28 protein-coding genes and 1 riboswitch are annotated in these 24,727 nt (G+C 37.6%); of the genes, 15 read left to right on the forward strand and 13 right to left on the reverse strand.

The features are described from left to right. Positions 1-323 precede the first annotated feature (323 nt). Positions 324-490, forward strand: a riboswitch (FMN riboswitch). A 109-nt stretch (positions 491-599) separates the two neighbouring features. Then, entirely contained in the window at positions 600-1,259 is a 660-nt protein-coding gene (gene ribB, locus CDA10_RS01715) for a 3,4-dihydroxy-2-butanone-4-phosphate synthase (protein WP_089603799.1), read from the forward strand. A 56-nt stretch (positions 1,260-1,315) separates the two neighbouring features. On the opposite strand, the gene CDA10_RS01720 is transcribed toward ribB, so the two are convergent. Next, positions 1,316-1,846 (reverse strand): HPP family protein, encoded by a 531-nt coding sequence (locus CDA10_RS01720; protein ID WP_089603800.1) that lies wholly within the window; start codon positions 1,844-1,846, stop codon positions 1,316-1,318. A gap of 97 nt (positions 1,847-1,943) precedes the next feature. Here CDA10_RS01720 and CDA10_RS01725 point away from each other — a divergent pair, with 97 nt between their 5' ends. Next, positions 1,944-2,516: a TetR/AcrR family transcriptional regulator gene (locus CDA10_RS01725; RefSeq protein WP_089603801.1), complete on the forward strand. Its 573-nt coding sequence runs from the start codon at positions 1,944-1,946 to the stop codon at positions 2,514-2,516. A 41-nt stretch (positions 2,517-2,557) separates the two neighbouring features. Here CDA10_RS01725 and CDA10_RS01730 read toward each other — a convergent pair whose 3' ends face one another. Then, positions 2,558-2,938: a DUF2750 domain-containing protein gene (locus tag CDA10_RS01730; protein WP_157909334.1), complete on the reverse strand. Its 381-nt coding sequence runs from the start codon at positions 2,936-2,938 to the stop codon at positions 2,558-2,560. A 206-nt stretch (positions 2,939-3,144) separates the two neighbouring features. Beyond that, positions 3,145-3,627, reverse strand: coding sequence for a DUF1289 domain-containing protein (locus CDA10_RS01735; RefSeq protein ID WP_089603950.1), 483 nt, complete (start codon positions 3,625-3,627; stop codon positions 3,145-3,147). Positions 3,628-3,863: 236 nt separating this feature from the next. Between CDA10_RS01735 and trhO the strand changes: the two genes are divergently transcribed. The 4 genes from trhO (at position 3,864) to tmpT (ending at position 7,038) form a co-directional block, all read left to right on the forward strand. Then, positions 3,864-4,796, forward strand: a complete 933-nt coding sequence (gene trhO / locus CDA10_RS01740; RefSeq protein ID WP_089603803.1) for an oxygen-dependent tRNA uridine(34) hydroxylase TrhO — start codon at positions 3,864-3,866, stop codon at positions 4,794-4,796. 542 nt (positions 4,797-5,338) lie between these two features. Continuing rightward, positions 5,339-5,644 (forward strand): hypothetical protein, encoded by a 306-nt coding sequence (locus CDA10_RS01745; protein ID WP_089603804.1) that lies wholly within the window; start codon positions 5,339-5,341, stop codon positions 5,642-5,644. A 109-nt stretch (positions 5,645-5,753) separates the two neighbouring features. Beyond that, entirely contained in the window at positions 5,754-6,332 is a 579-nt protein-coding gene (locus CDA10_RS01750; RefSeq protein WP_089603951.1) for a DedA family protein, read from the forward strand. A gap of 67 nt (positions 6,333-6,399) precedes the next feature. Further along, complete coding sequence (gene tmpT, locus CDA10_RS01755; RefSeq protein WP_089603805.1) at positions 6,400-7,038, forward strand: thiopurine S-methyltransferase; 639 nt, start codon at positions 6,400-6,402, stop codon at positions 7,036-7,038. Between the two features lie 128 nt (positions 7,039-7,166). Here tmpT and CDA10_RS01760 read toward each other — a convergent pair whose 3' ends face one another. Continuing rightward, positions 7,167-8,060 (reverse strand): LysR family transcriptional regulator, encoded by an 894-nt coding sequence (locus tag CDA10_RS01760; protein ID WP_089603806.1) that lies wholly within the window; start codon positions 8,058-8,060, stop codon positions 7,167-7,169. Between the two features lie 103 nt (positions 8,061-8,163). Between CDA10_RS01760 and CDA10_RS01765 the strand changes: the two genes are divergently transcribed. Further along, positions 8,164-8,766: a LysE family translocator gene (locus tag CDA10_RS01765; RefSeq protein WP_089603807.1), complete on the forward strand. Its 603-nt coding sequence runs from the start codon at positions 8,164-8,166 to the stop codon at positions 8,764-8,766. 140 nt (positions 8,767-8,906) lie between these two features. On the opposite strand, the gene CDA10_RS01770 is transcribed toward CDA10_RS01765, so the two are convergent. Beyond that, positions 8,907-9,434 (reverse strand): YecA/YgfB family protein, encoded by a 528-nt coding sequence (locus CDA10_RS01770; protein WP_089603808.1) that lies wholly within the window; start codon positions 9,432-9,434, stop codon positions 8,907-8,909. A 67-nt stretch (positions 9,435-9,501) separates the two neighbouring features. After that, positions 9,502-9,711 carry a PA3496 family putative envelope integrity protein gene (locus CDA10_RS01775; protein WP_010113136.1) on the reverse strand — a complete coding sequence of 70 codons (210 nt, stop codon included), beginning with the start codon at positions 9,709-9,711 and terminating at the stop codon, positions 9,502-9,504. 390 nt (positions 9,712-10,101) lie between these two features. Here CDA10_RS01775 and rpoD point away from each other — a divergent pair, with 390 nt between their 5' ends. From rpoD to CDA10_RS01790, 3 genes are all read left to right on the forward strand, one after another. Then, positions 10,102-11,997 (forward strand): RNA polymerase sigma factor RpoD, encoded by a 1,896-nt coding sequence (gene rpoD, locus CDA10_RS01780; protein ID WP_089603809.1) that lies wholly within the window; start codon positions 10,102-10,104, stop codon positions 11,995-11,997. Between the two features lie 111 nt (positions 11,998-12,108). Continuing rightward, complete coding sequence (locus CDA10_RS01785) at positions 12,109-12,396, forward strand: YbeD family protein (RefSeq protein ID WP_089603810.1); 288 nt, start codon at positions 12,109-12,111, stop codon at positions 12,394-12,396. A 6-nt stretch (positions 12,397-12,402) separates the two neighbouring features. After that, complete coding sequence (locus CDA10_RS01790; RefSeq protein WP_089603811.1) at positions 12,403-13,215, forward strand: hypothetical protein; 813 nt, start codon at positions 12,403-12,405, stop codon at positions 13,213-13,215. 61 nt (positions 13,216-13,276) lie between these two features. Here CDA10_RS01790 and CDA10_RS01795 read toward each other — a convergent pair whose 3' ends face one another. Continuing rightward, entirely contained in the window at positions 13,277-14,008 is a 732-nt protein-coding gene (locus tag CDA10_RS01795; RefSeq protein WP_089603812.1) for a CDGSH iron-sulfur domain-containing protein, read from the reverse strand. A 173-nt stretch (positions 14,009-14,181) separates the two neighbouring features. Here CDA10_RS01795 and lipB point away from each other — a divergent pair, with 173 nt between their 5' ends. The 4 genes from lipB (at position 14,182) to CDA10_RS01815 (ending at position 18,292) form a co-directional block, all read left to right on the forward strand. Beyond that, on the forward strand, positions 14,182-14,841 hold the full coding sequence (gene lipB / locus CDA10_RS01800) for a lipoyl(octanoyl) transferase LipB (RefSeq protein WP_089603952.1): 660 nt from the start codon (positions 14,182-14,184) through the stop codon (positions 14,839-14,841). Between the two features lie 78 nt (positions 14,842-14,919). Further along, positions 14,920-15,453, forward strand: a complete 534-nt coding sequence (locus CDA10_RS01805; RefSeq protein WP_089603813.1) for a hypothetical protein — start codon at positions 14,920-14,922, stop codon at positions 15,451-15,453. 3 nt (positions 15,454-15,456) lie between these two features. After that, the gene (locus CDA10_RS01810; RefSeq protein ID WP_089603814.1) at positions 15,457-16,641 is read left to right on the forward strand and encodes an iron-containing alcohol dehydrogenase; all 1,185 of its coding nucleotides are present in this window, start codon (positions 15,457-15,459) and stop codon (positions 16,639-16,641) included. Positions 16,642-16,906: 265 nt separating this feature from the next. Continuing rightward, positions 16,907-18,292, forward strand: a complete 1,386-nt coding sequence (locus CDA10_RS01815; RefSeq protein ID WP_089603815.1) for an APC family permease — start codon at positions 16,907-16,909, stop codon at positions 18,290-18,292. Positions 18,293-18,370: 78 nt separating this feature from the next. Here the strand turns inward: CDA10_RS01815 and CDA10_RS01820 are convergent, their stop codons facing one another. Both CDA10_RS01820 and CDA10_RS01825 read right to left on the reverse strand, forming a co-directional pair. Beyond that, positions 18,371-18,925 (reverse strand): flavodoxin family protein, encoded by a 555-nt coding sequence (locus CDA10_RS01820; RefSeq protein WP_089603816.1) that lies wholly within the window; start codon positions 18,923-18,925, stop codon positions 18,371-18,373. 49 nt (positions 18,926-18,974) lie between these two features. Further along, positions 18,975-19,676 (reverse strand): SDR family oxidoreductase, encoded by a 702-nt coding sequence (locus CDA10_RS01825; RefSeq protein ID WP_089603817.1) that lies wholly within the window; start codon positions 19,674-19,676, stop codon positions 18,975-18,977. A gap of 180 nt (positions 19,677-19,856) precedes the next feature. On the opposite strand from CDA10_RS01825, the gene CDA10_RS01830 reads away from it, so the two are divergent. Next, entirely contained in the window at positions 19,857-20,267 is a 411-nt protein-coding gene (locus CDA10_RS01830) for a winged helix-turn-helix transcriptional regulator (RefSeq protein WP_089603818.1), read from the forward strand. A gap of 182 nt (positions 20,268-20,449) precedes the next feature. Here CDA10_RS01830 and CDA10_RS01835 read toward each other — a convergent pair whose 3' ends face one another. From CDA10_RS01835 to CDA10_RS01850, 4 genes are all read right to left on the reverse strand, one after another. Beyond that, positions 20,450-20,929, reverse strand: a complete 480-nt coding sequence (locus tag CDA10_RS01835) for a tRNA (cytidine(34)-2'-O)-methyltransferase (protein ID WP_089603819.1) — start codon at positions 20,927-20,929, stop codon at positions 20,450-20,452. A gap of 64 nt (positions 20,930-20,993) precedes the next feature. Further along, positions 20,994-22,385, reverse strand: a complete 1,392-nt coding sequence (cysG, locus tag CDA10_RS01840; RefSeq protein ID WP_089603820.1) for a siroheme synthase CysG — start codon at positions 22,383-22,385, stop codon at positions 20,994-20,996. Positions 22,386-22,466: 81 nt separating this feature from the next. Further along, positions 22,467-23,738: a serine--tRNA ligase gene (gene serS, locus CDA10_RS01845; RefSeq protein ID WP_089603821.1), complete on the reverse strand. Its 1,272-nt coding sequence runs from the start codon at positions 23,736-23,738 to the stop codon at positions 22,467-22,469. Positions 23,739-23,845: 107 nt separating this feature from the next. Continuing rightward, a complete protein-coding gene (locus tag CDA10_RS01850) occupies positions 23,846-24,652 on the reverse strand; it encodes an RsiV family protein (protein ID WP_089603822.1) in 807 nt (268 codons plus the stop codon). Positions 24,653-24,727 lie beyond the last annotated feature (75 nt).

Here is a 24,727-nt window from a genome sequence, read left to right on the forward strand (position 1 = left end):
TGACAAATGGTTTTGCCTACTTTTCCCGAAAGAAAAGTAGGTCGAACCGAAGGTTAATCCTTACATTTGACTTTAAACGATAAGACTCCGCTGTGTATGATCTATCTTTTCAATAACTTACATCAAAGTTTATCCCGAACTGACGTTATTTATATTTGATACAGCAAACATTAATTTTTACACATGAATTCTATTCTAAGTCAAATACACACAAGAGATTGTTTCTGTTTGGCAAAGCTTTAGCAAAAATTGTTCTATACATAAAACTGATCATTCTATAAAACGCTCTACTTTTCTGATTATTTAGGACTATAATCATATGACATCGCTTCAGGGCGGGGCGTAATTCCCCACCGGTGGTAAATTGGTCTGATTTATAATTCCTTAAATCATGCGCCAACAGCCCACGAGCGGATCACTAGAAACAGTGATTCGCAGATTTGGTGAAATGCCAAAGCCGACGGTATAGTCCGGATGAAAGAAGACGACGTCACAGCTAAAGATTTCCAAAATGATCATTTTGGAAATGGTTTTGTAACGCCACTATTTCTCATGTCCTGAAATGTTCAACCGTATAATTTTTTTACGAGAGCGTTTCAATGTCTAGTTTAATTCAACCCGAAATTTTCTTTTCTACCCTTTCCCCTGCGGATCAACGCATCGAACAAGCTTTAGAAGATATGCGCCAAGGCAAACCTGTTTTGGTCATGGACGATTTTGATCGTGAAAATGAAGCAGATTTGATTGTTGCAGCAGAAACTTTAAATGTCGAAACGATGGCACGAATGATTCGTGATGGTTCAGGTATTGTTTGTTTAACCCTCAGCGCTGAACTTGCAGATCATTTAGAATTACCGCCTATGGTGAATGACAACTCCAGCCAATTTAAAACTGCATTTACCGTGACTATCGAGGCTGCGGAAGGTGTAACCACAGGTGTATCTGCAAAAGATCGCACCACAACCATTCACACAGCAATTAAAGATGGTGCTGTAGCGAGCGACCTCAATCGCCCAGGTCATGTCTTTCCACTCCGTGGGCGAGATGGTGGTGTACTCACTCGCCGAGGTCATACCGAAGGTTCTATAGATTTGGCACGTATGGCAGGTTTAAAACCCGCTGGTGTTTTATGTGAAGTCACAAATCCAGATGGAACAATGGCTTCGGGCATACAAGTTTTAGCTTATGCCCAAACCCATCATTTAACCTTAATCACCATTGAAGAAATTGTGCAATATCGTATAAAACACAATATCTAATTCATTTTATTTAAAAAATTGTTTAGCTCCAGTTCAGACCACTGAACTGGAGTTTTTTAATTTTTACTGCGCCACAACGCCAAACCGTAATTGGGCCATTTTTGAGAAGCCTTCACATTATTCACCCAATACGCCACAATCACTAAAGCAATTGATCCTGTGAGCACAGGAAATAGTAAAAATATCCAATCATAATGAATTGTATTTGCCGTCAATAAAATCACTAAAGGATTCGCACCTGCTGGCGGATGTACACAACGGAAATACATCATCAAAGCAATGGCTAAACCCACTGAAACTGCGACACTCAGAATATGGCTGCCAAACCATTTTAAAACACATATTCCGACCAAAGCCGAAATAAAGTGTCCTAAAATTACATTTCTAGGCTGTGCCAACGGAGATTGTGAAACTGCATAAAGAAGCACACAACTTGCGCCAAATGGCGCCATAATAAATGGATTATGCGAAAATTTACTTAATATCAATAAAATAAGAATACTAAGCGTACCTCCAATAAAACTTCTCATGATGTCTTGATTTCTCGCTCTCGGTGCGAGTTTTTCTTTTCCATTAAATAATGACATGGAATACCCTCTTGATTGATTTTTTATGTTTAGCGCGCTAAAATTAAAATAGTACAGATCTGTACTATTTTCAATCACCAATTTTGAGAATAATATAATGTCTAAATCAGCAATAAAAATTTTGACTACTGCGGAAGAACTTTTTAATAAAAATAGTTTTACCAGTGTCGGTGTAGATTTAATCCGTGATGAATCAGGTTGCTCTAAAACAACCATGTATACTTATTTCAAGAATAAACAACAGCTTGTTGCAGAAGTTCTCAAACAACGTGATTTACGATTTAGACAAAGCCTGATGGAATTTGTTGCAGATTCTGAAGGACTTGATGCACTCGAAAAAATTTATGACTGGCATATGCTTTGGTTTCAGCAAGATCATTTTAAAGGTTGTTTATTCGTCCGAGCTGTTGCTGAATCTTCTGTTCAAGATACTGAAATTAAAGAAATTTCAATTGCACATAAAACTTGGTTACGACAATTGATTCATCATTACTCACTACAAGTGAACCCAGATCAATTCATTGCTGATATTTTTTACAACCTGATTGAAGGCTTAATTAGCAGATTTCTCGTTGAAGGGTTTCATTCAGAAATTGCTCAACAGCAAAGAGCAATGATCTTTCAATTAATCGAAAGCTATGCTGGATTACATGTATCTTCCCATAAATGAATACATCTTAAGAAAAAAGGCTTTTCTTAAGATGTTAAAAATCAAGAGGCTAATTTATTTTGTAATGTATTTGAAACCAATTCTGCTGCAATTAAATGCCCCGAATCTTGCGGAAATTTGAATACCGAAAGCTGAATATTTGCCTGAGATAATTCAGGTGCAAGTTCACTGATAAGCTGTTGAATCGTAAAGGGAGTTGCTTTGAAATTTTCCCAATCCCCAACAGCATTGAACTCTGCAAAAGATTTATCCGACCAAACTGGAAACGCTTGAATACCTTGTGCATCATCTAAAAATGAAGCCCATCCTTCACCACATAATCCCCAAATCTCACCATTCTCAAGCACTTGTTCAATAAAAGATGCATATTTCTGTTCAGGTGTTAATTGTTTGCTTGCTTCTAATTGTTCCGGATCAATCATTTTCATTCTCTTTGACACATATTTATTTTGATATAGTTCACATTATATGTAGATTTAAACAACCATTTCAAATGAATTTTTAAATTTTAATATTGAATTGATATTTTCTTATCAACGTTTGTTGGCTTAAATCATGCCATTGTTGCTCAATGAAAGTATTTTCGTAGTCCTTAAAAACACTTTTACAGCACTTATTTTCAATAAAATTAAAGCGCTTCTAAATGTAAAATACTTTGTCGAATTCCGTCTGCTCTTAACCATGCAAAATCATAGCTTGCATTTGCCAATGCCAATACTCTGCGTTCAAATTCATCCCATAAAGGTTTAACTTGCTTAGATTCTATTCCGAGTCCGCTATCATGGGCCAAATTTCGATTTTTTTCACAGATTTTAAGGGCATGATAATACTTTCTACCTTTTGAAGCGGAGTCCAAAACACGTACTCGTTTACTATGAATAAACCCTTCTACGTGCTGTAAATCAGCTAAAGGCAATAAAGGCACAAGGATTTGATCAAGTTGTGCATCTAAACGCTTCCACACAGCCAGCCGCTGTTCAGATGAGTATGTATTCCACTGAATCACTTCATGATTAAAACGACGACAACCTCGACAAACTGAATCACCAAATACCGTTGAACAACGGCCTGCACAAGGCGTTAATGAAGGTATACGACGTTGGCTATTCAAAATAATATCCTCAAACAAACAATGTAGCACACATTTTCAATGCTGATTTTCAATTAAGCCATACTATATATGGTATATAAAAAATGTTAAAGCACTAGATTTAGTATTTAAACCCATAAAAATTGTCTGCCTTAAAAATTCACTACAATGTGTATGGATTTCTCGCATATTCCAATAAATCGCGCTAAAATATGCGCCTTAAATTTTATCCTATTATTATACATTTGGAGTTTTCCATGAACGCTACTGTAGAACAGCTTGCACCTGTAGAACAGCAAGCGACCTCTGGTTGGGTTGTTGCAGCGCTTTATCAATTCAAAGAAGTTCAAGATCCTAGCGATCTTCAACAACGTCTTTTAGACTTGGTAAAAACGATCAACCTTTGTGGGACTCTAATTGTTGCAGGTGAAGGAATTAACGGTACAGTTGCAGGTGATCGACAAGCAATTGACAGCATGAATCAATTCCTTTTAGGTGAAGGTTTCAATGCGATGGAATATAAAGAATCGCATAGTGATGAAAAACCTTTCCGTAAAATGAAAATTAAGCTTAAAACTGAAATTGTAACGCTCGGTGTTGAAGTAAAACCGCGCGATCTTGTGGGGCATTATCTTGACCCTAAAGAGTGGAACGAACTGATTGCACGTGATGACGTGATTTTGATTGATACACGTAATGACTACGAATACAAAGCAGGTACGTTTAAAGGGGCAATTGATCCTAAGACAGAAACGTTCCGTGAGTTTCCAGAATATGTAAAACAAAACCTAGAACAGCACAAAGACAAAAAAATTGCGATGTTCTGTACAGGTGGTATTCGTTGTGAAAAATCAACATCATTATTGCTTCAAGAAGGCTTCAACGAGGTTTATCACTTGAAAGGCGGTATTTTAAAATACCTAGAAGAAACCCCTGCTGAAGAAAGCATGTGGGAAGGCGAATGTTTTGTTTTTGATGGTCGTACAGCCGTTACACATGGCGTAGAAGAAGGTCTAAATACCAAATGCCACGCTTGCGGATGGCCTTTGCTTCCAGAAGAAGTTGAATTAACCAGTTATGAGCATGGCGTTTCATGTAAATACTGTATCGATAAGACTTCAGAAAAACAAAAAGCTGGCTTCCGTATGCGTCAATCTCAAATTGTCGCGGCAAAACGTAAACGTCTTTAATTTAAAAAACCTGAGTTCGGAATAAGATATGTTCCCAACTATATGATACGCGGAAACGTCAGTCGCATTGTTCGAGGCAGGACTACATCTGCAATATACTGTTTTTGCAATATATTTGGTACATGATAGTATCTGTCGAGTTGGCGACTGACAAATGGTTTTGCCTACTTTTCCCGAAAGAAAAGTAGGTCGAACCGAAGGTTAATCCATTCATCTGACTTTAAATGATAAGACTCCGTTGTGCCTGATCTATCTTTTCAACAATTTAAATCAGCGTTTATCCCGAACTGATGTTAAATATCTAATCAATAAAAATCTTTTCGTTGTTGATACTGCAATATTTCAAACCGTAGCCTTAAAACTACGGTTTTTTATTGCCAAATTTAAATCACAAAAAATAAACAAAGTTCACCAATCTTAGTGATTGCTTTTCACCACAACATTGCTAACTTACTTGTATAAACTTAAATAAAATCAGCTTTTTAACGCACCAAAAAAACCGTGACTCACCTATCAGTTGTAATAATTTTAGGAGTACCGCTATGCAAAAAGTGACTTCAAAATATTCACCTCATTTGACTATGACACCTCATCACGCTGTACTGCATAATTTGAATATGTTGCGCAAACGCGTTGATCCATTAAAACTTGAAAAAAGCTTAAATCAACAGCCGCATTTTTTAATCCTGATTTTAGGTTTAGTCACAGGTTCTACCATCGCTATGGCAATCGGATTCGGCCTCAAAGCCAATTTTGCCCTGTCGTTATTACTCATTCTTATTCCCATCGCTTTATGTTATCTACTACGTAAAGTGTATATTTATACCCTGTTGCATTATCAAGATTGATTTTCGCTATTTGCTACAATTTCATACTGTTCATTTATGAAATAAAATCATAGGATGTTTCTAACATCCTATTTTTATTTATAAAATGACCGATTGGATTATTTCTATTATGGAGCAATTGGGGTACTTCGGTATTGCTCTACTCATGTTTTTGGACAATGTCTTCCCGCCCATTCCATCCGAAATTATTATGCCTTCTGCGGGTTTTGCTGCATCACAGGGTCAATTAACCTTATTGGGCGTTATTGTTGCAGGAAGTATCGGTTCTTTAATTGCCGCTGCAGCGCTTTATTGGATTGGCCGTAAAATATCGCACGAAGCCCTTTTCAAATGGATTGATCGATATGGTAAATATCTTTTTATCAAATCTGATGATGTCAAAAAAGCGCTAGATTGGTTTGAGCATTATGGACATCGTGTGGTCTTCTTTGGGCGTATGGTTCCTGCTGTTCGTTCATTGATTAGTATTCCTGCGGGTATGAGTCGTATGCCTTTTTGGAAATTTATGACTTATAGCGCATTAGGAACGATTATTTGGACGACATTCTTGGCATACGTTGGTTTTTATTTTGGAAATAATACCGAACTGATGCAGCAGATTTTCAGCCGTGTGGGTTATGTCATTATTGCAATATGCGTAATCGTTTGTAGTATTTGGCTGTATAAAAAACTTTATAAAACAAAATAGTATATGAAAAAATATACTGTTGTCGCGACATATACCTACTGGATAATATATAAATTATAGGATTGATATGGATTACGAATTTTGGCATCAACGTTGGCAGGAAAATAGAATCGGTTTTCACCTACCTCAACCCAATCCATTATTAGTCAACAATTTGCAGTTCCTTGAGTTGGCGAAAGATGCGCGTATTTTTATTCCACTGAGTGGAAAGTCCTTAGACATTGGCTACTTACTTGTTCAAGGATTCCGTATCGTTGCAATTGAATTAAGTCAAAAAGCAGTCGATGCGCTCATTGATGAATTGCAGCTTGAATTCACGCAGCATCAAGTTGGTGATTTGATTCATTATCAACATGAACGACTCGACTTATTTGTGGGTGATGTTTTTCATCTCAACAAAAATCTACTGGGTCATATCGATGCAATCTATGATCGGGCAGCATTGGTTGCTTTGCCTGAAAAGACACGTATTCAATATGCAGCTCATCTGACTGAATTGGCGCATGTTCCTCAGTTAATCATCAGCTATGAATATGATCAAAATAGTTATGAAGGCCCGCCTTTTTCCGTCACTGAAGCTGAAATTCGTCAACATTATCAAAAGGCTTATCAGATTCTATTACTTGAACAAGTGGATTTATCGGACAGTTTCAAAGGGCAAAATGCGATGGAAAAAGCTTGGTGTTTAAAACCTAAAATTGAGTAATCAAAATACATATTAATCATACATAAAGTTCTTTTAACAAAAATATCATCAATCTACTCTCTAGGGCGGAGCACCGAGATAAACAGATCGAATAAAACCTTATCTATTTGCTCTGAGGGCAGTTATTGTTAAATCTCTTGTTGATTAGAAAGTGCCATAAACTTGGACTGGCTCACTCTCATTTCTTCAATTAACCAATTTTTAAAAAGCATTTTATCTACATCGTCTTCAAAAGGAGCGGTTGAAAGCAAATAGTAAGCAGAACCATCTGGGTCAATTGGTGTAAGCATTTCAAATAATTGAAAATCTAACTCTTTTTCAACCATATAGCCTGACACGACAGTTGCTCCTAAACCTGCTAAACAAGCCTCTATACATAAATAAAAATGCTCTAAAGTCAATTTTTGAAACCCTTTAAACTGACCTTTATATCGATCATTCAGTTGCGTCCATAATTTGGGTCGTGAGCTAGAAACAAAAAGCTGTTGGGTTAAATATGAATCATTTTTTCGTGCAATACAAAGCACATATTCGTCTGCTATTTTTTCACTATAAACAGCCTTCCCCCAATCAAAATCATTGCGTCTTAAAGCCAAATCAATCGCTTGGGTTTCAAAATCAACGTCACCACCATCGGTTAATAAACTGATCTCGATCTGTGGATGACGTTGCTTAAATTGAATTAATCGAGGAATAAGCCACTTCATCGCAATAGTTGGTTCACATGAAAGTGTCAGTGTTTTCTGAGACTGAGATTGTGCTTTTAACTGCGCCAAACACTGATCAATTTGTGGAAAGACCTGCTGACAACAGTCAAACAATACTTCACCATCACTCGTCAGTTGTAATTTCTTCCCCTCACGAATAAATAGTGTAAAACCAAGCACCTCTTCGAGGTTCTTTAATTGCTTACTAACTGCGCCCTGCGTCACAAACAGTTTTTTTGCAGCGATTGTTACGCTGCCATAACGTGCCACATAATAAAAAAACTTCAGGGAATTCAATGATAATCGCTCAATCATTCCAAAAACTCATCAATGAATAAGAATTAAATTCGATTTTAACTATAGCAAATATATGAAAAATATATAAATCCTTTAATTCAACCCAATCAAGGTAAAATGAGTGAATGAAATAATAATGATTGCAACAGTCACCTTACTTGCTGTCATCAGCCCAGGAGCAGACTTCGCATTGGTGAGTCGAAATAGCTATTTATATGGGCGTAAACAAGGCATTTATACCGCCTATGGTATTGCTTGTGCAGTGTGGATTCATATTGGTTATAGTTTGATGGGGCTTAGTTTTTTACAACACGTATTGCCTAGCTTATTGCATATTATTCAATATATTGGTGCGGGCTATTTGATGTATATCGGATACCAAACTTTTACGCAACAACAAATGAATGACAAAGAAAACAGCAGTTTCATTCGTCCGTGGCAGGCATTTAGACAAGGTTTTCTCACCAATAGTTTTAATCCTAAAACGACTTTATTTGTAATGAGTATCTTTGCACAACTTCTTAGCTCTGAAAATCATCTGCCAAAACTGATTGCTTATGGCTTTTTTATATCATTAAGTCATTTGATTTGGTTTTTAGCAATATCTGTATTTTGCTCTACTCCCACAATCAGAAATAAAATTCTAACCAAACAAATCATCATCAATCGTATGATCGGAATTATTCTCAGTACTTTGGGATTCTGTCTCTTTCTAACAAATTGAGAATTAATTTCTTCAATTTTCAGTCTCAATACTAAAACGCAAAACATAAAAAAGCACCTACGAAAGGTGCTTTTCAATACAATCAAATGATTAACTTGCTGTGTGATATATGAGCCGCAATTGTAGCAACACCAGAAATATCATTTCGCTGGTGTATGGTACATCAGATAGATTTCATTTAAATTGTCTGGAATTTCTTCCGCAATTTCATCCATCAATTGCCCATTGCGACGGAAAGACTCCATTTGAGGATCTTCATCATCGACACCGCTAAACACCATCATTGGTAGCGTTAAATCAACGACTTGCTCTTCGTATTCTGGTGCAAACCAAGCATCTTCATTCAGGAACATCGCGTCAACAAAACCAACGCTCCAATCGCCCAGACTTGATTCAACATCGGCTTCTTCAATTTCAAAAGGAAATTCAATCCCTTCTTCATTGGCTAAATTTTGGCGAATCGAATCTAGCCATGCTTTAATTTGTGCAATGATTTCAGCAGGTACTTTCTTTTGATTTTTATCAAATAACTCATCAAGCCATTGATCAAAAGTTGGGCCTACCGCAGTCGCACATAAAAATCCATGAGTCGCAGCAAAATCTAGACCATATTCATTTTGGTCACCATCTAAATAGTCACTTAACAGATCTAAATCTAAAGCACTCATTTTATTTCCAGTTCAATGTGTATCAGGGTGAAGCATAGCATTTTCCGACACTATGCCCAATGTATTTTTAATCTTCTTCATCGTCGTCTAGATCGTCATCATCAAGATCATAATCAAAATCTTTTAATTCGCGTTCTAAACGGCGTTGAGCAAGTAAGTCATCTATTAAACGACGCTTTTCTAAGGATTCTTTAGCGCTAATTTTGCTTGATGACTCATCAAAACTAACATCATCATCACCGTAGTTATCATCTAGTTCAAAATCTGTAGAAGACACTAAAACTACCTCATAATGAAAAAAAGTGAATGGGTCTAGCCGCTATTTATCCCGCTTCTAAAAACTTGTCAAGTTTTATTTACTTTTTTTGCAATTAAATCGGTTTGGGGGCTTTTTTTCTGACCAGTTTTTGTGGCATGATATAATCCACCCTGCGTCTTTCTGTTTTACTGCTAGTTCAAGGTCGAGACACGCATGGGATGAACTTGAAAATAACAATTTCACCCCCACCTATTTGTACTGAATTTAAATTTTTAATATTTCATCAGGCAGCTCTTTTCGCTGTATTTTGCTGATGGAATACGCAAACTATTCACAGATTTATTAATATGAATTGTGCTGTCATGCACGGTTTTTTACTGCCACTGATTCAACGAGAAGAGAGTAAAGATGAGCGAAATGCATTCCCCTACCTCACAAGTAGCGGCTCTTATTAGCCGAGGCAAAGAACAAGGTTACTTAACCTACGCTGAGGTTAACGATCATCTCCCAGACTCGATCACCGAAAGCGAACAAATTGAAGACATTATCCAAATGCTTCAAGACGTTGGTATTCCTGTACACGAACGTGCACCAGAATCTGACGATACAATGTTCGAAGGAAATAGCGAAGCTGCTGATGAAGTTGCAGAAGAAGAAGCTGCTGCCGTACTTGCTTCTGTAGAAAACGAACCTGGTCGTACCACTGACCCTGTACGTATGTATATGCGTGAAATGGGTACTGTTGAACTGTTGACACGTGAAGGCGAAATTAGCATTGCCAAACGTATCGAAGAAGGTATTCGTGACGTATTGCATTCAATCGCATACTGGCCAAATGCTGTAGAAGTTGTTTTACAAGAATATAAAGATTATGAAACAGGCGAACGTCGTCTTGCCGATATTTTGTCAGGTTACTTAGACCCTGAGTCAGACGAAGTCATTCCAGAAGTGATTGAAGAAGAATCTGAAGAAGCGTTAGAAGATGATGAAAGCGCATCGGCTAAACCGACTAAAGACGTCAAACTAGATGATGATGACGAAGAAGAAGAATCTTCTGAAGGCGATGATGATTCAGAAGGTGAATCAGGTCCAGATCCAGAAATTGCGAAAGCACGTTTTGATGAATTAACTTCAGTTTGGAATACAGCAAAAGAAACCCTCGCTAAACACGGTCGTAACAGTGCCGAAGGCAAAGAAGCGATTGAAGCGCTTGCTGCTGTCTTTATGATGTTTAAATTTACACCACGTTTATTTGATATTATTTCTGAAATGATTCGTGGTACGCATGAACAAATTCGTACCTCTGAGCGTGAAGTAATGCGTTATGCAGTACGTCGTGGTCGTATGGATCGTACTCAATTCCGTACATCGTTCCCAGGTCAAGAGTCAAATCCAGCTTGGTTAGATGAGCAAATTGCAAAAGCACCGACTGAAGCAAAAGCATATTTAGAAAAAGTTCGTCCAGATGTATTAGCTTTCCAACAAAAGATTGCGGATATTGAAAAAGAACTGAATCTGAATGTGAAAGAAATTAAAGACATTTCTAAACGTATGGCGATTGGTGAAGCAAAAGCGCGTCGTGCGAAAAAAGAAATGGTTGAAGCCAACTTACGTTTGGTAATTTCGATTGCGAAAAAATACACCAACCGTGGTTTGCAATTCCTTGACTTGATTCAAGAAGGTAACATTGGCTTGATGAAAGCCGTGGATAAGTTTGAATACCGTCGTGGTTATAAGTTCTCGACTTATGCAACATGGTGGATTCGTCAGGCGATTACTCGTTCGATTGCAGACCAAGCGCGTACCATTCGTATTCCAGTACACATGATCGAAACCATTAACAAGATCAACCGTGTGTCTCGCCAATTGCTTCAAGAAATGGGGCGTGAACCGACACCTGAAGAGTTAGGTGAACGTTTGGAAATGGATGAAGTTAAAGTTCGTAAAGTGCTTAAAATCGCGAAAGAACCGATTTCTATGGAAACACCAATTGGTGATGATGAAGATTCGCATCTTGGTGATTTCATTGAAGATGGCAACATCACCTCTCCAGTGGATGCTGCAACTTCAGAAGGCTTGAAAGAAGCAACTCGTGAAGTTTTGGAAAACCTCACCGAACGTGAAGCTAAAGTATTGAAAATGCGTTTTGGTATCGATATGCCAACAGATCATACTTTGGAAGAAGTGGGTAAACAGTTTGACGTAACACGTGAACGTATTCGTCAGATTGAAGCGAAAGCTTTACGTAAACTTCGCCACCCTTCTCGCTCAGAACATTTACGTTCTTTCTTAGAAAATGACTAATCTAAGATTACTTTAGGGACTTGAAAAACAATCGAGTATCCCCATTTAGTAATTAAGAGAAATACAAAGCCTGCATTCTCGCAGGCTTTGTTTATAAATTAGAGGTGAATCATGTTAGACCGCACTCCATCTCGCGAATTACAAGAAGATCTTTGGGTTTTTCCAATGGATTACCCAATTAAACTGATTGGCAATGCGGGTGAAGAACTCAAAGGTGCAGTTGTAGGAATTTTGGTAAAACATTTCCCAGAATTTGACGAAGCGACACTTGTTGTACAACCATCACGTACAGGCAAGTATCATTCGATTACTGCGCAATTACGTTTTGATGAGCTTGAACAAGTTCATGCCCTTTATGCTGATCTAGCTGCTTGTGAACATATTCGTACTGCTCTTTAATCTGCTATGATTAAAAATCTTTTTCTCAGTTATGTCCTAGCGAGTTTATGTATAACTCATAGTTATGCAGATAATCGCTTGGTCGGTAACTGGGAAATGATTTTTGAATACGGAAAAGAAAGACCTCTGCATGAAGTCATTTCTTTCTCTAAGAAAGGAATCGTTTCATTTTCTAATGGTATTTGTGCAAAATATAAAGTAGATCAAAATCAATTATTTTTTATAACCAACAAATTATCTCAAGACGTTAGTATTCCTTTATCGTGGAAAATTAACCAAGATGACACGTTATCACTTGGAGAAAATCTCGCAAAAGCCAATATTTATAAAAAAATATCCTCTATAGCAGACACGTGTGACTTGTTTAAAAATTGGCAAACAATTCAAAAAGATGATTTTGAATTTACAATACCGAAAGATTGGTCATATCAGACATCTGCTGAAAGAAATAATACGCATTATAGATTATTTATTGCCAATCCAAATGCCAATAAACAAGTTATGATCATGGCATCTAAATTAATAACTTATGATCAATTTCAACCTACATTTCTTAGCTATCTCAACACCATTGCTAAAAAATTTCCTTTTCCAATAATTTATCACTCAATAAAACACACGCAATTGTCTGATTATCAATTAAATCATGATGATATTTTTATTGCAGAAAGTCCAATGATTACAAGTTTAGCTTTTTTAGAAAAACATAATGATTGGACATCTGTGATCATAGCGACACAAAATAAAGACGATCTAAAAGAAATTCCAAAAATCGTTAAATCCATTAAATTTCAAAACCATACAATAGTTTCAGACTAAGAAAAAAACACGCTACAAGTGTGCATTTTTTACACCTCTAAAATTAATTAAAGATAAAGTTTTACTTAATCCCATCCTGATATTTCACCGAAGCATGTGCACCATTACAAAATGGTTTGTTCGATGATTTTCCACAACGGCACAATGCCTGACGGTTACGAATTTCATAAGACTGCCTATCTGCACTTTCTACACGCACTCCGCCACGTACCATTAATGGCCCACTACAACCAATTCCAGGATCTTCAATGGGGTAAATGCCCGCATCTTCAGCAGTTTCTATAGGCTGCAAAGTTTTCTTATCCCAAACCAATAAACGTCCTGCGGCGCAATTATGTACCATAAATTCAGTCAGTTGCTCGTGTTCTTTACCTTGCATTTGAACTTCATTCCAAACACGATTACCGTTGTCGCAAAATCTTGAGAATGCACAATAATTTTCATTATCCGTTAAAATTTGAGTAGGCCCATCAATTTCTGAAGAACCTTCGAGCAATGGTGCAAAGTTTTTTGCTTCAGTTAAATCTTCCCCTGCTTTTAAATGTGATCCATCGCAGAATGGTGCTTTTTTACTGTGTCCACAGCGACACAAATACATTTTATCTTGGGTTTCAAACGCTTTACCTTCACGATAGCGTCCTGAATTCCCCGTCTCATTTTTTTCAATAAAAACTTGTAAGAGTTTCGGGCTTCCATGAACTAAATACGGACCATCTTTGGTCACTTGAATATAGATTGTTTCTGGTGCAGCTGTTGAACCTGTTTGAATAATATAACGCGGTTGTGTGGTCATTCTTAATATCATCCATGTCATTGTTATCTTTTATAGAATGGATAAAAAATATTCTCATTTCTCTTTTGATGATCATTTTCAGGAATATCTTGATATCACCTCCTTAGACTTAGCCATCTTTGCTAAACTTCTTTATAATCTATTTTATTTGAATTTTTAAAGGACGCATGTCTGTGAATGATGCTGTTCTAAAACCCTCTCTTATTATTCGTCAATATCTCGAACTCACCCCTTATTCAGACCGTTTTCAAGAAATGAAAAACTATACTGAGCAGCGTGATGAACACTCCCCTGACCAACTGTGGATTTTGCAACATCCCGATGTACTCACCCAAGGGCAAGCAGGAAAACCTGAACACATTTTAATTCCGACAAATATTCCTGTCGTTCAGTCGGATCGAGGTGGTCAAGTCACGTGGCATGGTCCAGGTCAAATGGTCATTTATTTCATGTTTGATCTCAATCGTTTGAAATGGAATGTACGTACACTCGTAACTTATGCAGAGAATCTCATGATTAATCTGCTAAAAAAATACGATATCGAAGCCTATGCAAAACCAGATGCGCCTGGCGTCTATGTCAATGATCAAAAAATTGGATCACTTGGATTTAAGATTCGTAAAGGCCGCAGCTACCACGGTTTAGCTTTTAATATCGATTGTAATTTAGATGGTTTTCATACCATTAACCCATGTGGTTATGCAGGTTTGGAGATGGTTCGTATTTGTGATCTCGTTAAAAATTATCCCAATTACAAGCAATTATGTCATGATGTGATTGAATATTTGCAACAGAGCGGTTACTTTAATGACGTTAAAGTCATTTCCGAATAAATGACTTTCTTTTTGCATTAAAATAAATTAGAGTAATTACTCTAAAATAGAAATACAACTCATAAAAGGGACAAGCGTGTGATTTCAAGTAAATCTGTCAAACCCGCTTTAGAACAAGCTTATGTCAAAGTCATGATGGATGTGATTGGCAGAGGCTTAGTGATGGCGAGTCAAGTTGATGACGAAATAAAACATGAAGTATCAGTACTTCCTGTTGGTTTTACCCTATCAATGAAGGTATTTCCAAACGGTGCTGCTTTCATTGCTCGAGTTAAACAAAACCATCAGTTAGAACTGGTCAAATCTTTAGACACTAAACCTGATCTTTCAATCATTTTTAAACATGTTCATCATGCTTTTTTAGTTTTTTCATTCCAAGAAAGTACAGCACAAGCTTTTGCCAATGACCGTATGATCGCAGATGGTGATGTGGCTTATGCAATTCGTTTAGTGCGTTGTTTAAATAAAATGGAAGCTTTAATTTTACCAAAACTGGTCGCTGAACTCGCAGTGAAAGAATACCCTGCCGATTTGTCGTTAAAAGAAAAACTAACCAATGCTGCAAATATTTATCTAAAAGTTGCCCAATCATATTTAAAAGGGAGTGCATAACCCATGGCTAAACCATATTACGAATTTTTCTGTCCTGTAAAAGTGATTGCTGGCCATGCTGCACTCGAACATATTCCTTTTGAATTGGCTGTTTTAGGCTCAAAACGTCCAATGATCATTACAGACAAAGGTGTGCGTGCCAATAATCTTTTGGCACCGATTGAGGCATCTTTTGAATCAACTGATATTGAAATCGGTTTTATTTTTGATGATGTACCACCAGATTCAAGCTTAGAAGCAGTACGTGCAGCAGCTCAAGCTTATCGTACGAATAATTGTGATGCCATTATTGCCGTTGGTGGTGGTTCAGTCATTGATACTTCTAAAACTGCAAATATTCTCGTTTCTGAAGGCGGTGATGATCTTTTAAAATATTCAGGTGCGCATAATTTACCTAGACCACTTAAACCGTTTTTTGTGATTCCAACAACATCGGGTACGGGATCTGAAGTCACACTGGCTGCTGTGGTATCTGACAATCAGAAAAATGTGAAATTAGCATTTGCATCAAACTATTTAATGCCACATGCTGCAATTTTAGACCCTCGCATGACTCAAACATTGCCACCGCATTTAACCGCGATGACAGGTATGGATGCCATGACACATGCGGTTGAAGCCTATACGTGTATTGCAGCAAACCCGATCTCCGATGCTTATGCAACGGCTGCAATCAAAAAAATCAGCAATAATCTGTTCAATGTTTTAGAAAATCCAACAGATGCAAATGGTCGTCTTGAATTAGCACAAGCATCAACTATGGCAGGGATTGCTTTCTCCAATTCTATGGTCGGTATTGTTCATTCTCTAGGTCACGCTTTAGGTGCTGTTGCACATTTACCGCATGGTTTATGCATGAACTTATTCTTACCTTATGTTTTGGAATACAACAAAGATGTGAATGGCGACAAAATCGCAGATTTACTTTTACCACTTGCTGGACCTGACATTTATGCGCAGACGCCTGCAAATGAACGTGCTAATAAAACTATTGCAACGTTAAATGAAATTCGTGATCGTCTGCATGCTTTAACCAAACTTCCTCGTACTTTGAGCGAAACAGGTAAAATCACGAAAGAACAACTCGATGATGTTGCAGAAAAAGCCTTGAATGATGGTTCAATCATTTTTAATCCAAAAGAAGCAACACTGAAAGACTTAAGAGCTATTTTAGAAAAAGCATGGTAATTCCCTAACAATGCCCGAAGAATAGTGTCTGAAAAAGCCCAATGTTTGATCAACATTGGGCTTTTTTTATATTGAACCCAAAGTCATCTATTTTTTGGACAATTTGGTATATTTTCTGCTAAAAAAACTAACAAAGTTACTGACAAAAGCTACCTTTTTAGAGTAGATTGGCGAACTTTTGTTTTATTTGTAGGGGGGATCGTTCGTCTCAAACGATCCTTATAATATGACTGATCCTTGATCAACGATTAAGAGGACAACGCCGTTGACAAATATCCCTGGGACTCAATCGGCAGCTAAACTGCAAAAAACGCTTGGCTTTTGGCACATCATTATTATTGGTTTGGCATATATCCAACCCATGACCCTATTTGATACTTTTGGTTTAGTATCTGAAGAAAGTCATTATCACGTTCCAACGTCTTATATTATTGCACTGATTGCAATTTTATTTACATCCATTAGCTATGGTCATATGATCCGCCGTTATCCTTCGTCGGGTTCTGCATATACCTATGCGCAAAAATCTATTCACCCGAATGTCGGCTTTATGGTCGGTTGGTCATCTTGGTTAGATTATTTACTCTCACCAATGGTCAATATCATTCTTGCTGTGATTTATTTGGAAGCACTCTTCCCTGAAATCAACCATTGGGTTTGGGTGATTGGTTTAACTGTTGTAATGACTGTAGTGAATTTACGTGGTGCTAAATTCGTTGCAAACTTTAACAGTCTGATTGTCTTTGTACAGCTGGGTGTGATTGCTTACTTCACATGGATGGTTTATCAACTTCTTGCAAGTGGTGTCAATGCTGATGGTACTTTGGTCAACGCCAAATATCAGTTATGGAGTTTAGAGCCATTTTGGAATGAGATGACTGCATTAGGCCCACTAATCACTGGTGCAACATTACTGTGCTTCTCGTTCACAGGCTTCGATTCATTGAGTTCTCTTGCTGAAGAAACCAAAGATACTGAAAAGACATTACCACGTGCAATTTTCATGACTGCATTATTTGCTGGTGTGATCTTTATCATCAGTACTTACTTCATGCAAATTTACTTTCCGAATGATCCTAAAACCTACTTTGAAGATGTTGCTGCGACGCAACCAGATATTCTTCTAGCAGTGGGTGGTGCTGCCTTCAAAACAGTTGTGCTGTATTTTGCAATTGTGACTGTCATGGCTTCGGGGATTTCAGCACACGCCGGTGTATCACGTTTGATGTATGTGATGGGTCGTGATGGGGTGATTAATAAGAAAATCTTTGGTCATATTAGTCCAAAAAGCTTTACCCCTTCTTACAACATTTTGATCGTGGGTGCTGTAGCTTTAACTGCTGGCTTTATGGATCTTGATATTGTTATTTCAATGATCAGTTTTGGTGCTTTAACTGCATTTACATTTGTAAATTTATCGGTGATTTCACGCTATGCGCTGCGTGATGGCCGTACCAAAACATTTAAAGATATTTTAAGCTTTGTGATTATTCCTTTGCTTGGTTTTATTAGTATCTTTGCAATGTGGCTTGAAATTGAAGAAACCGCTTTAAAATTCGGTTTGTGGTGGGCGATGTTCGGTATCCTTTACTTGGGTTATAAAACCAAAGGTTTCCGTTACCCTGCTCCACAACATAATGAACATGAATAAGCTTTCGCTTGCATGATTCAAAATCGACAAAAGGCGCATTATGCGCCTTTTGTTTTTCATTCGATTTAGTGCTTAGCTTTAAGCTGAAAATTTATTCACAATTGCTTGAACACGTTTTGCATAAAGTTTCGCTGTTTCTAAATCACCTGAAGGAATTTCGCTTACACTTGCATCTGCTGGAGATTGAACCAGTAAGCCTACAGAACCACCCAGATTATTCACATCAGCACGCGTCGCGGCTTTGGTATTTGATGGCGCAAGACCTAAACTCACCCAAATACCACCGTGTTGTGAAGCCAGTGTTTGTAAGCTGATTAAAGTCACTTGTTTATCACCGTTCATACTTGCACTATTAGTAAAGCCAGCAAATACTTTATCTTTCCAACCTTGGGTAAACCAAATTTTAGACGTTGCATCAGCAAACTTTTTAAACTGCCAAGGCACGCCTGCCATATACGTTGGTGCACCAAAAACAATACCTTGAGCAGCATTCAGCTTGTCCCAAGCATCTTCAGCAATATTGCCCTCCTGATCAACCTCAATCAATTGCGCATCAATTTCATGTGCAAATGTTTCTGCAATGACTTTGGTATGACCATAACCTGAATAATAAACAACAGCGATATTTGACATTATGAATTCCTCATGGATAAACGTTTGGTTTTAAATAAATTTATTAAAATTAAATCTTTACATAACTTGGGATAACTGCGGTTAAATCCTGTTTTAATTTCTGAGTAGACTCTCCAACCAAAACCTCAAATGCATTTTGTTCAATTCCATCAAAAACTTGTTCTGCAACGGTCTTTGGTGAAATTTTTGGAATGTCCAAAGTCTGCGTTAAATCCGTATCGATAAAACCAACATGCACGCCCATCACATGTACATTCGACGGACTCAAAGCTTGTCGTGTCGAATTGGTATAAGACCACGCCGCAGCTTTAGAAATAGCATAACTTGCAAGAAATGTACTCGGTTCCCAAGACACATCAGACAAAATATTGACGATATAACTTTCACTATTTTTCTGCAAAATTGGAGAGAAATGTTGAGTACTACCGATAACACCATACAAATTGGTTTCTAAGACTTTGCGTGTTGTTGTGATTATTTCTGCATCTACTGGGCTTTGATTTAATCGTGCAATTCCTGCATTGTTAATGAGTACATTAACATCACCGCATTCTGCAACTGCTTTTTGAATAGATTCCGTATCTGTAACATCAATCTGAACTGGAATAATACCGTCTTGGTCAAAACCTACTGTACTACGCATACCTGCATATACTTTTTTAGCACCACGCTGTAATGCTTCTTGGGCTAATACCAATCCTAATCCACGATTAGCACCTGTAACAAAAACCACTGCATCTGTTATTTTCATTGGACTATGCTCAAAATTGAAGAGTCTTTATTTCATATTGAAGATCATTCGCTGAACTTCACTCGATTTGATTTAATTATGATATACTTTTGAAACCTAGTATCAATTAGTTACTAGTTGGTAACTGGTCTCTTTTTTGTATGAATTACATTAAAATTTTATGATCGAGGTAAATTTAAAATGACTAACGCTTTCAATTTTAATATTTTTCATCCGAATTGCCCTGCTCGATCTTTTTTTGAAAAATTTGCAGATAAATGGATTCTATTAATTATTTATTGCTTAGATCAACAGTCTCAGCATTTTAATGAGTTGAAAAAAAACCTTGTAGGAATTTCGCCAAAAGTACTTTCACAAAAATTAAAAGTCTTAGAAAGAGACGGTTTTATTTCACGTACCATTCACGAGAATAATGTCATTCGCGTTGAATACGCCCTCACCCCTTTAGGTTTGGAATTTGCTCAAACAGCATTGTCGTTCAAGATATGGGCAGAAGGAAATATGCAACACGTGATTCGTGCGCAAAGAAAATTTGATGCAGCTCAAATTGAACTTGAGCAAAAAACTGAAATAATGACCATAACTGAATAAGCAAGATGATAAATATTAATTGAGTGTTTAGTATCTACTGATTCAAGAGTATCAAAACTATTTTTATTGAAAAATTAAGAATTAAGAAAAATTAGAAAAGTTTTACTGTTATAGATTTAAGATACCAAAGCAAGTTTATGTTTGAACTTGCTTTGGTTTTATCGCAATATAAATTCAAGGAATTAAACCAATTCTTTAAACCCTTGCTGACGCCATGCTTCATATAAGATCACAGCTGTTGCATTGGATAAATTTAAACTACGAGAGTTTGGCGCCATCGGCAGACGAATCCAATGTTGTTGCGGAAACATCATACGAACATCTTCAGGTAAACCACGCGTTTCTGGCCCCATTAACAAAGCAATCGGACGATTTAAATCTGAGGTATGTGGTGTTTCAGTGCCTTTGGTCGTGAGCGGATAAATTGCGTTCTGGTCGATACCTTGCGCTTCTAAATGAGCCAAACATTCTGCAAAATTTTCCCAAACTTTCATATGCGCCCATTCATGATAATCCAAACCTGCACGGCGCAGTTTTTTATCATCCAACTCAAACCCCAGTGGTTTGACCAAATGTAATTGCGCACCAGTATTGGCACATAAACGGATGATATTCCCAGTATTTGCAGGAATTTCAGGTTCAAATAAAACAACATGAATCACAAGATATCTCTACTTTAAAATCTCCCCGAACCCCGCTTTCTTAAAGCGAGGAACTTCCCCATTTTTAATGGGAGCTTGGGAGGAATTGCCATTGCAACTGTTCGCGTAAATTCACCACTTCACCAATAATGGTCAAAGTAGGTGCTTGAATATGATTTTCTTCAACTTTTGAAGCAATATCTGCCAAAGTTCCTACCACCACTTTTTGGTCTGGCGTTGTACCTTTTGAAATAAGTGCAACAGGCATAGTTGGGCGCTGACCATGTGCAATAAGCTGTTCACAAATTTTTTCCAAGCCTACCAAGCCCATATAAAGGACAAGGGTTTGGTTTTCATAAACCAACTCATTCCAAGGTAGCTCAGGTGAACCCTCTTTCAAATGTCCAGTCAAAAAACGAACGCTTTGTGCATAATCACGATGAGTGAGTGGAATCCCGGCATAAGCAGAACAACCTGAAGCAGCCGTAATTCCTGGCACAACCTGGAAAGTCACTCCCGCTTCATAAAGCTCTTGAATTTCTTCACCACCACGCCCAAAGATAAATGGATCACCACCTTTCAAACGACAAACACGTTTACCTTCTGAAGCATATTGAACCAATAGTGCATTAATACCATCTTGAGGAACAGAATGATTTGAACGTGCTTTACCTACATAGATTTTAGTCGCATCACGACGACACAATTCTAAAATAGGCGCTGAAACAAGACGATCGTAAATAACCACATCGGCTTGTTGCATCAATCTGAGCGCTTTTAGGGTTAATAACTCTGGATCGCCCGGCCCTGCACCAATTAGATACACTTCGCCTTTTGGTTTTTTCCACTTCGTCAAAGCTTGTTCAATTAGATGATCAGCTTCAACGATATTGTCATTAAACACTTGTTCTTTTAGTGGACTTGCATACAAGTCTTCCCAAAAGATACGACGCTCATCAGGATTGATAATCTTTTCTTTAACAACCTTACGCCACTTCCCTGAAAAATCAGCAAGTTTCCCCATACCATGTGGAATAACAGCTTCTAATTGAGTACGGATTTGACGAGATAAAACAGGAGATGCACCATTGGTAGCAATTGAAACAACCAATGGCGAACGATCAATAATCGCTGGCACCATAAAGCGGCAATGCGGAGGGTCATCAACACTATTGACTAAGACATTTAAATCTTCGCACGCTTCAAAAACAGCTTGATTCACTGCACTATTATTGGTCGCAGCAATCACTAAACGATAGCTACTGAGGCTAATTTGATCATCAAATTCGGCCTGATGGAATTGTCCCTGAGTTGCATGAACAATTTCCAACAAGCTTGGTTCAATTTCAGGTGCAACCACATGAATGATTGCACCTGCTTTTGCAAGCAAAACTGCTTTACGATAGGCAATATGCCCACCACCGACAATCAGACAAGGTTGCCCTTGTAGCTTTAACGAGATTGGGAAAATTTCCACAGTGTTCCTCAAAAGTTCAAATCTGATTGTACTAAGCAATTTTTGTGCACAAAACTAAGTCATTTATCAACTTATTTATATTTAGTCGATAAAGGTTGCACCAGCCATGTACGGACGAAGTACTTCAGGCACTTCTATAGAGCCATCTGCACGTTGGTAGTTTTCCATCACTGCCAATAAGGTGCGACCTACAGCCAAACCTGAACCATTTAAGGTGTGTACCAGTTCAGTTTTCTTTTGATCTGCACGATAACGCGCCATCATACGGCGTGCTTGGAAATCCCACATATTTGAGCATGAAGAAATTTCACGATAAGTATTTTGGCTTGGTACCCAAACTTCTAAATCATAAGTTTTGCATGCACCAAAGCCCATATCCCCAGCACACAAGAGTACTTTACGATAAGGTAAGCCTAAAACTTGTAAGATGCCTTCTGCATGACCCGTTAATGCTTCTAACGCATCCATTGAATCTTCTGGTTTAACGATTTGCACCATTTCAACTTTGTCGAATTGATGTTGTCGAATCAAACCGCGTGTATCACGCCCATAAGAACCTGCTTCGCTACGGAAACATGGCGTATGCGCTGCGTACTTAAGCGGTAAACGATCTGCATCAATGATTTCATCACGGACAAAATTCGTTACAGGTACTTCTGCTGTTGGGATAAGGTAATATTCTTTTTCACCTTGTAATTTGAATAAATCTTCTTCAAATTTAGGTAATTGCCCTGTACCACGTAGTGAATCTGCATTCACCAAATAAGGCACATAAGCTTCGGTATAACCATTTTTAAGCGTATGCGTATCCAACATGAACTGCGTCAAAGCACGTTGTAAACGAGCCAAAGGGCCTTTTAAAACACTAAAACGAGTCCCCGTCAACTTAGTCGCAGTTTCAAACTCTAAGCCACCCATCATTTCGCCAAGATCTGTATGATCCTTAATCTCGAAATCAAATTGACGCGGTGTGCCCCATTTTAAAACTTCAACATTATCATTTTCATCTTTACCTTCAGGTACAGACTCATGTGGTAAGTTTGGAATAGATAAGAGTTTCGCTTCAAGTTCAGTTTGAAGTTCATTCAATTCAACTTCCGCAGCTTTGATTTCATCACCAATAGCACCCATGCGTGCCATGATTTCAGAAGCATCGCCACCTGATTTTTTGATTTGACCTACTTGTTTTGCACCCGAATTACGCTCAGCCTGCAAATTTTCAGTTCTAGACTGAATTTCTTTACGGCGAGCTTCTAGTGATGCCCATTCTTCAACGTTGAGTTGTACACCACGTTTTGCTAAGGCTAAATTTACAGCCTCAATATTATTTCTGAGTAATTTCGGGTCAATCATAGCCAATCTAAAGTAAGAAAAAAACTGACTATAGTGTAAGCTCTTCACTGGAAAAAATACAGTGACAGAGCATTACACAGACATGAATTGTGTGATTTGACAACAAATTATGGTGTTATAGGCTTTTCAACTACAGGTTCTACTTGCGGTAAGCTTGGTAAATATTCAGGTTTAATCAAATCTTTCGCCACTTGATACGGCAATTTGAGTTCTGGCATCCCATCTGCATAAGACGTTAATTCATATAATGGATACACAAAAACAATACCGTTTACACCGTAATAATAATTATCACTCAATTGTAACTTTTCACGAGTAATGTCTTTTTGAATCAACCAATTTGCATTGGCATCATAGAGTTGCTCTGCCACTTTTGCTTCGACATTTGGTTTTAAAATGTCTGTAAGCGCTAAACGCTTCTTGGTATTCAAATCAAAAGTTACATATTCATTGTGATACATGCCATGTGCAGCACCTGCTGAATAACTATAAGTTTGAATTACAAAAGTCGCTAAATTATTTTGCTGAGAAATAAAACGTACATAAATTGAATTTTGACTTAAACCTTTAGATGAAGACTCTGCTTCACTATTGACCTGAGCACTCGCATGACCTTGCTCAAAAGCATTCGGTATATCTTTTTTAATCCGAGTTAGGAAATAATCATCAATCCAAGCCACATTCGACTTCACTGTTTGTAAATCGTATTGAATACAACCGTCTTCATCGCAAAACTGTTTTTTGGGAATTTCAACACGTTCAACTTTAGCTTGAATCAGTGGAATCGCTTCTACTTGATGCTGAGTCGCTGCTTGCTCTGCTTGAGGTGCAGGCTTTTCTTGACATGCTGTAAGCATAAACATCGTCGATAAAAGAGATGAAAAAATCAAACCACTTTTAAAATTTACTTTCATTTCTATATCTTTAAAGCATATTAATTAATGAGCCTATCATAAAACTAGAAACCACAAATTAATATTCATAATTGT

The organism is Acinetobacter piscicola (assembly GCF_002233755.1).
GTDB lineage: Bacteria > Pseudomonadota > Gammaproteobacteria > Pseudomonadales > Moraxellaceae > Acinetobacter > Acinetobacter piscicola.

Bases quoted from the DNA above. Each gene is read 5' to 3' on its own strand.
- ribB (WP_089603799.1), top strand. From the start codon at position 600: ATGTCTAGTTTAATTCAACCCGAAATTTTCTTTTCTACCCTTTCCCCT.
- CDA10_RS01720 (WP_089603800.1), bottom strand. From the start codon at position 1,846: ATGTCATTATTTAATGGAAAAGAAAAACTCGCACCGAGAGCGAGAAAT.
- CDA10_RS01725 (WP_089603801.1), top strand. From the start codon at position 1,944: ATGTCTAAATCAGCAATAAAAATTTTGACTACTGCGGAAGAACTTTTT.
- CDA10_RS01730 (WP_157909334.1), bottom strand. From the start codon at position 2,938: ATGATTGATCCGGAACAATTAGAAGCAAGCAAACAATTAACACCTGAA.
- trhO (WP_089603803.1), top strand. From the start codon at position 3,864: ATGAACGCTACTGTAGAACAGCTTGCACCTGTAGAACAGCAAGCGACC.
- CDA10_RS01745 (WP_089603804.1), top strand. From the start codon at position 5,339: ATGCAAAAAGTGACTTCAAAATATTCACCTCATTTGACTATGACACCT.
- CDA10_RS01750 (WP_089603951.1), top strand. From the start codon at position 5,754: ATGGAGCAATTGGGGTACTTCGGTATTGCTCTACTCATGTTTTTGGAC.
- tmpT (WP_089603805.1), top strand. From the start codon at position 6,400: ATGGATTACGAATTTTGGCATCAACGTTGGCAGGAAAATAGAATCGGT.
- CDA10_RS01760 (WP_089603806.1), bottom strand. From the start codon at position 8,060: ATGATTGAGCGATTATCATTGAATTCCCTGAAGTTTTTTTATTATGTG.
- CDA10_RS01770 (WP_089603808.1), bottom strand. From the start codon at position 9,434: ATGAGTGCTTTAGATTTAGATCTGTTAAGTGACTATTTAGATGGTGAC.
- rpoD (WP_089603809.1), top strand. From the start codon at position 10,102: ATGAGCGAAATGCATTCCCCTACCTCACAAGTAGCGGCTCTTATTAGC.
- CDA10_RS01785 (WP_089603810.1), top strand. From the start codon at position 12,109: ATGTTAGACCGCACTCCATCTCGCGAATTACAAGAAGATCTTTGGGTT.
- CDA10_RS01790 (WP_089603811.1), top strand. From the start codon at position 12,403: ATGATTAAAAATCTTTTTCTCAGTTATGTCCTAGCGAGTTTATGTATA.
- CDA10_RS01795 (WP_089603812.1), bottom strand. From the start codon at position 14,008: ATGACCACACAACCGCGTTATATTATTCAAACAGGTTCAACAGCTGCA.
- CDA10_RS01810 (WP_089603814.1), top strand. From the start codon at position 15,457: ATGGCTAAACCATATTACGAATTTTTCTGTCCTGTAAAAGTGATTGCT.
- CDA10_RS01820 (WP_089603816.1), bottom strand. From the start codon at position 18,925: ATGTCAAATATCGCTGTTGTTTATTATTCAGGTTATGGTCATACCAAA.
- CDA10_RS01825 (WP_089603817.1), bottom strand. From the start codon at position 19,676: ATGAAAATAACAGATGCAGTGGTTTTTGTTACAGGTGCTAATCGTGGA.
- CDA10_RS01830 (WP_089603818.1), top strand. From the start codon at position 19,857: ATGACTAACGCTTTCAATTTTAATATTTTTCATCCGAATTGCCCTGCT.
- serS (WP_089603821.1), bottom strand. From the start codon at position 23,738: ATGATTGACCCGAAATTACTCAGAAATAATATTGAGGCTGTAAATTTA.
- CDA10_RS01850 (WP_089603822.1), bottom strand. From the start codon at position 24,652: ATGAAAGTAAATTTTAAAAGTGGTTTGATTTTTTCATCTCTTTTATCG.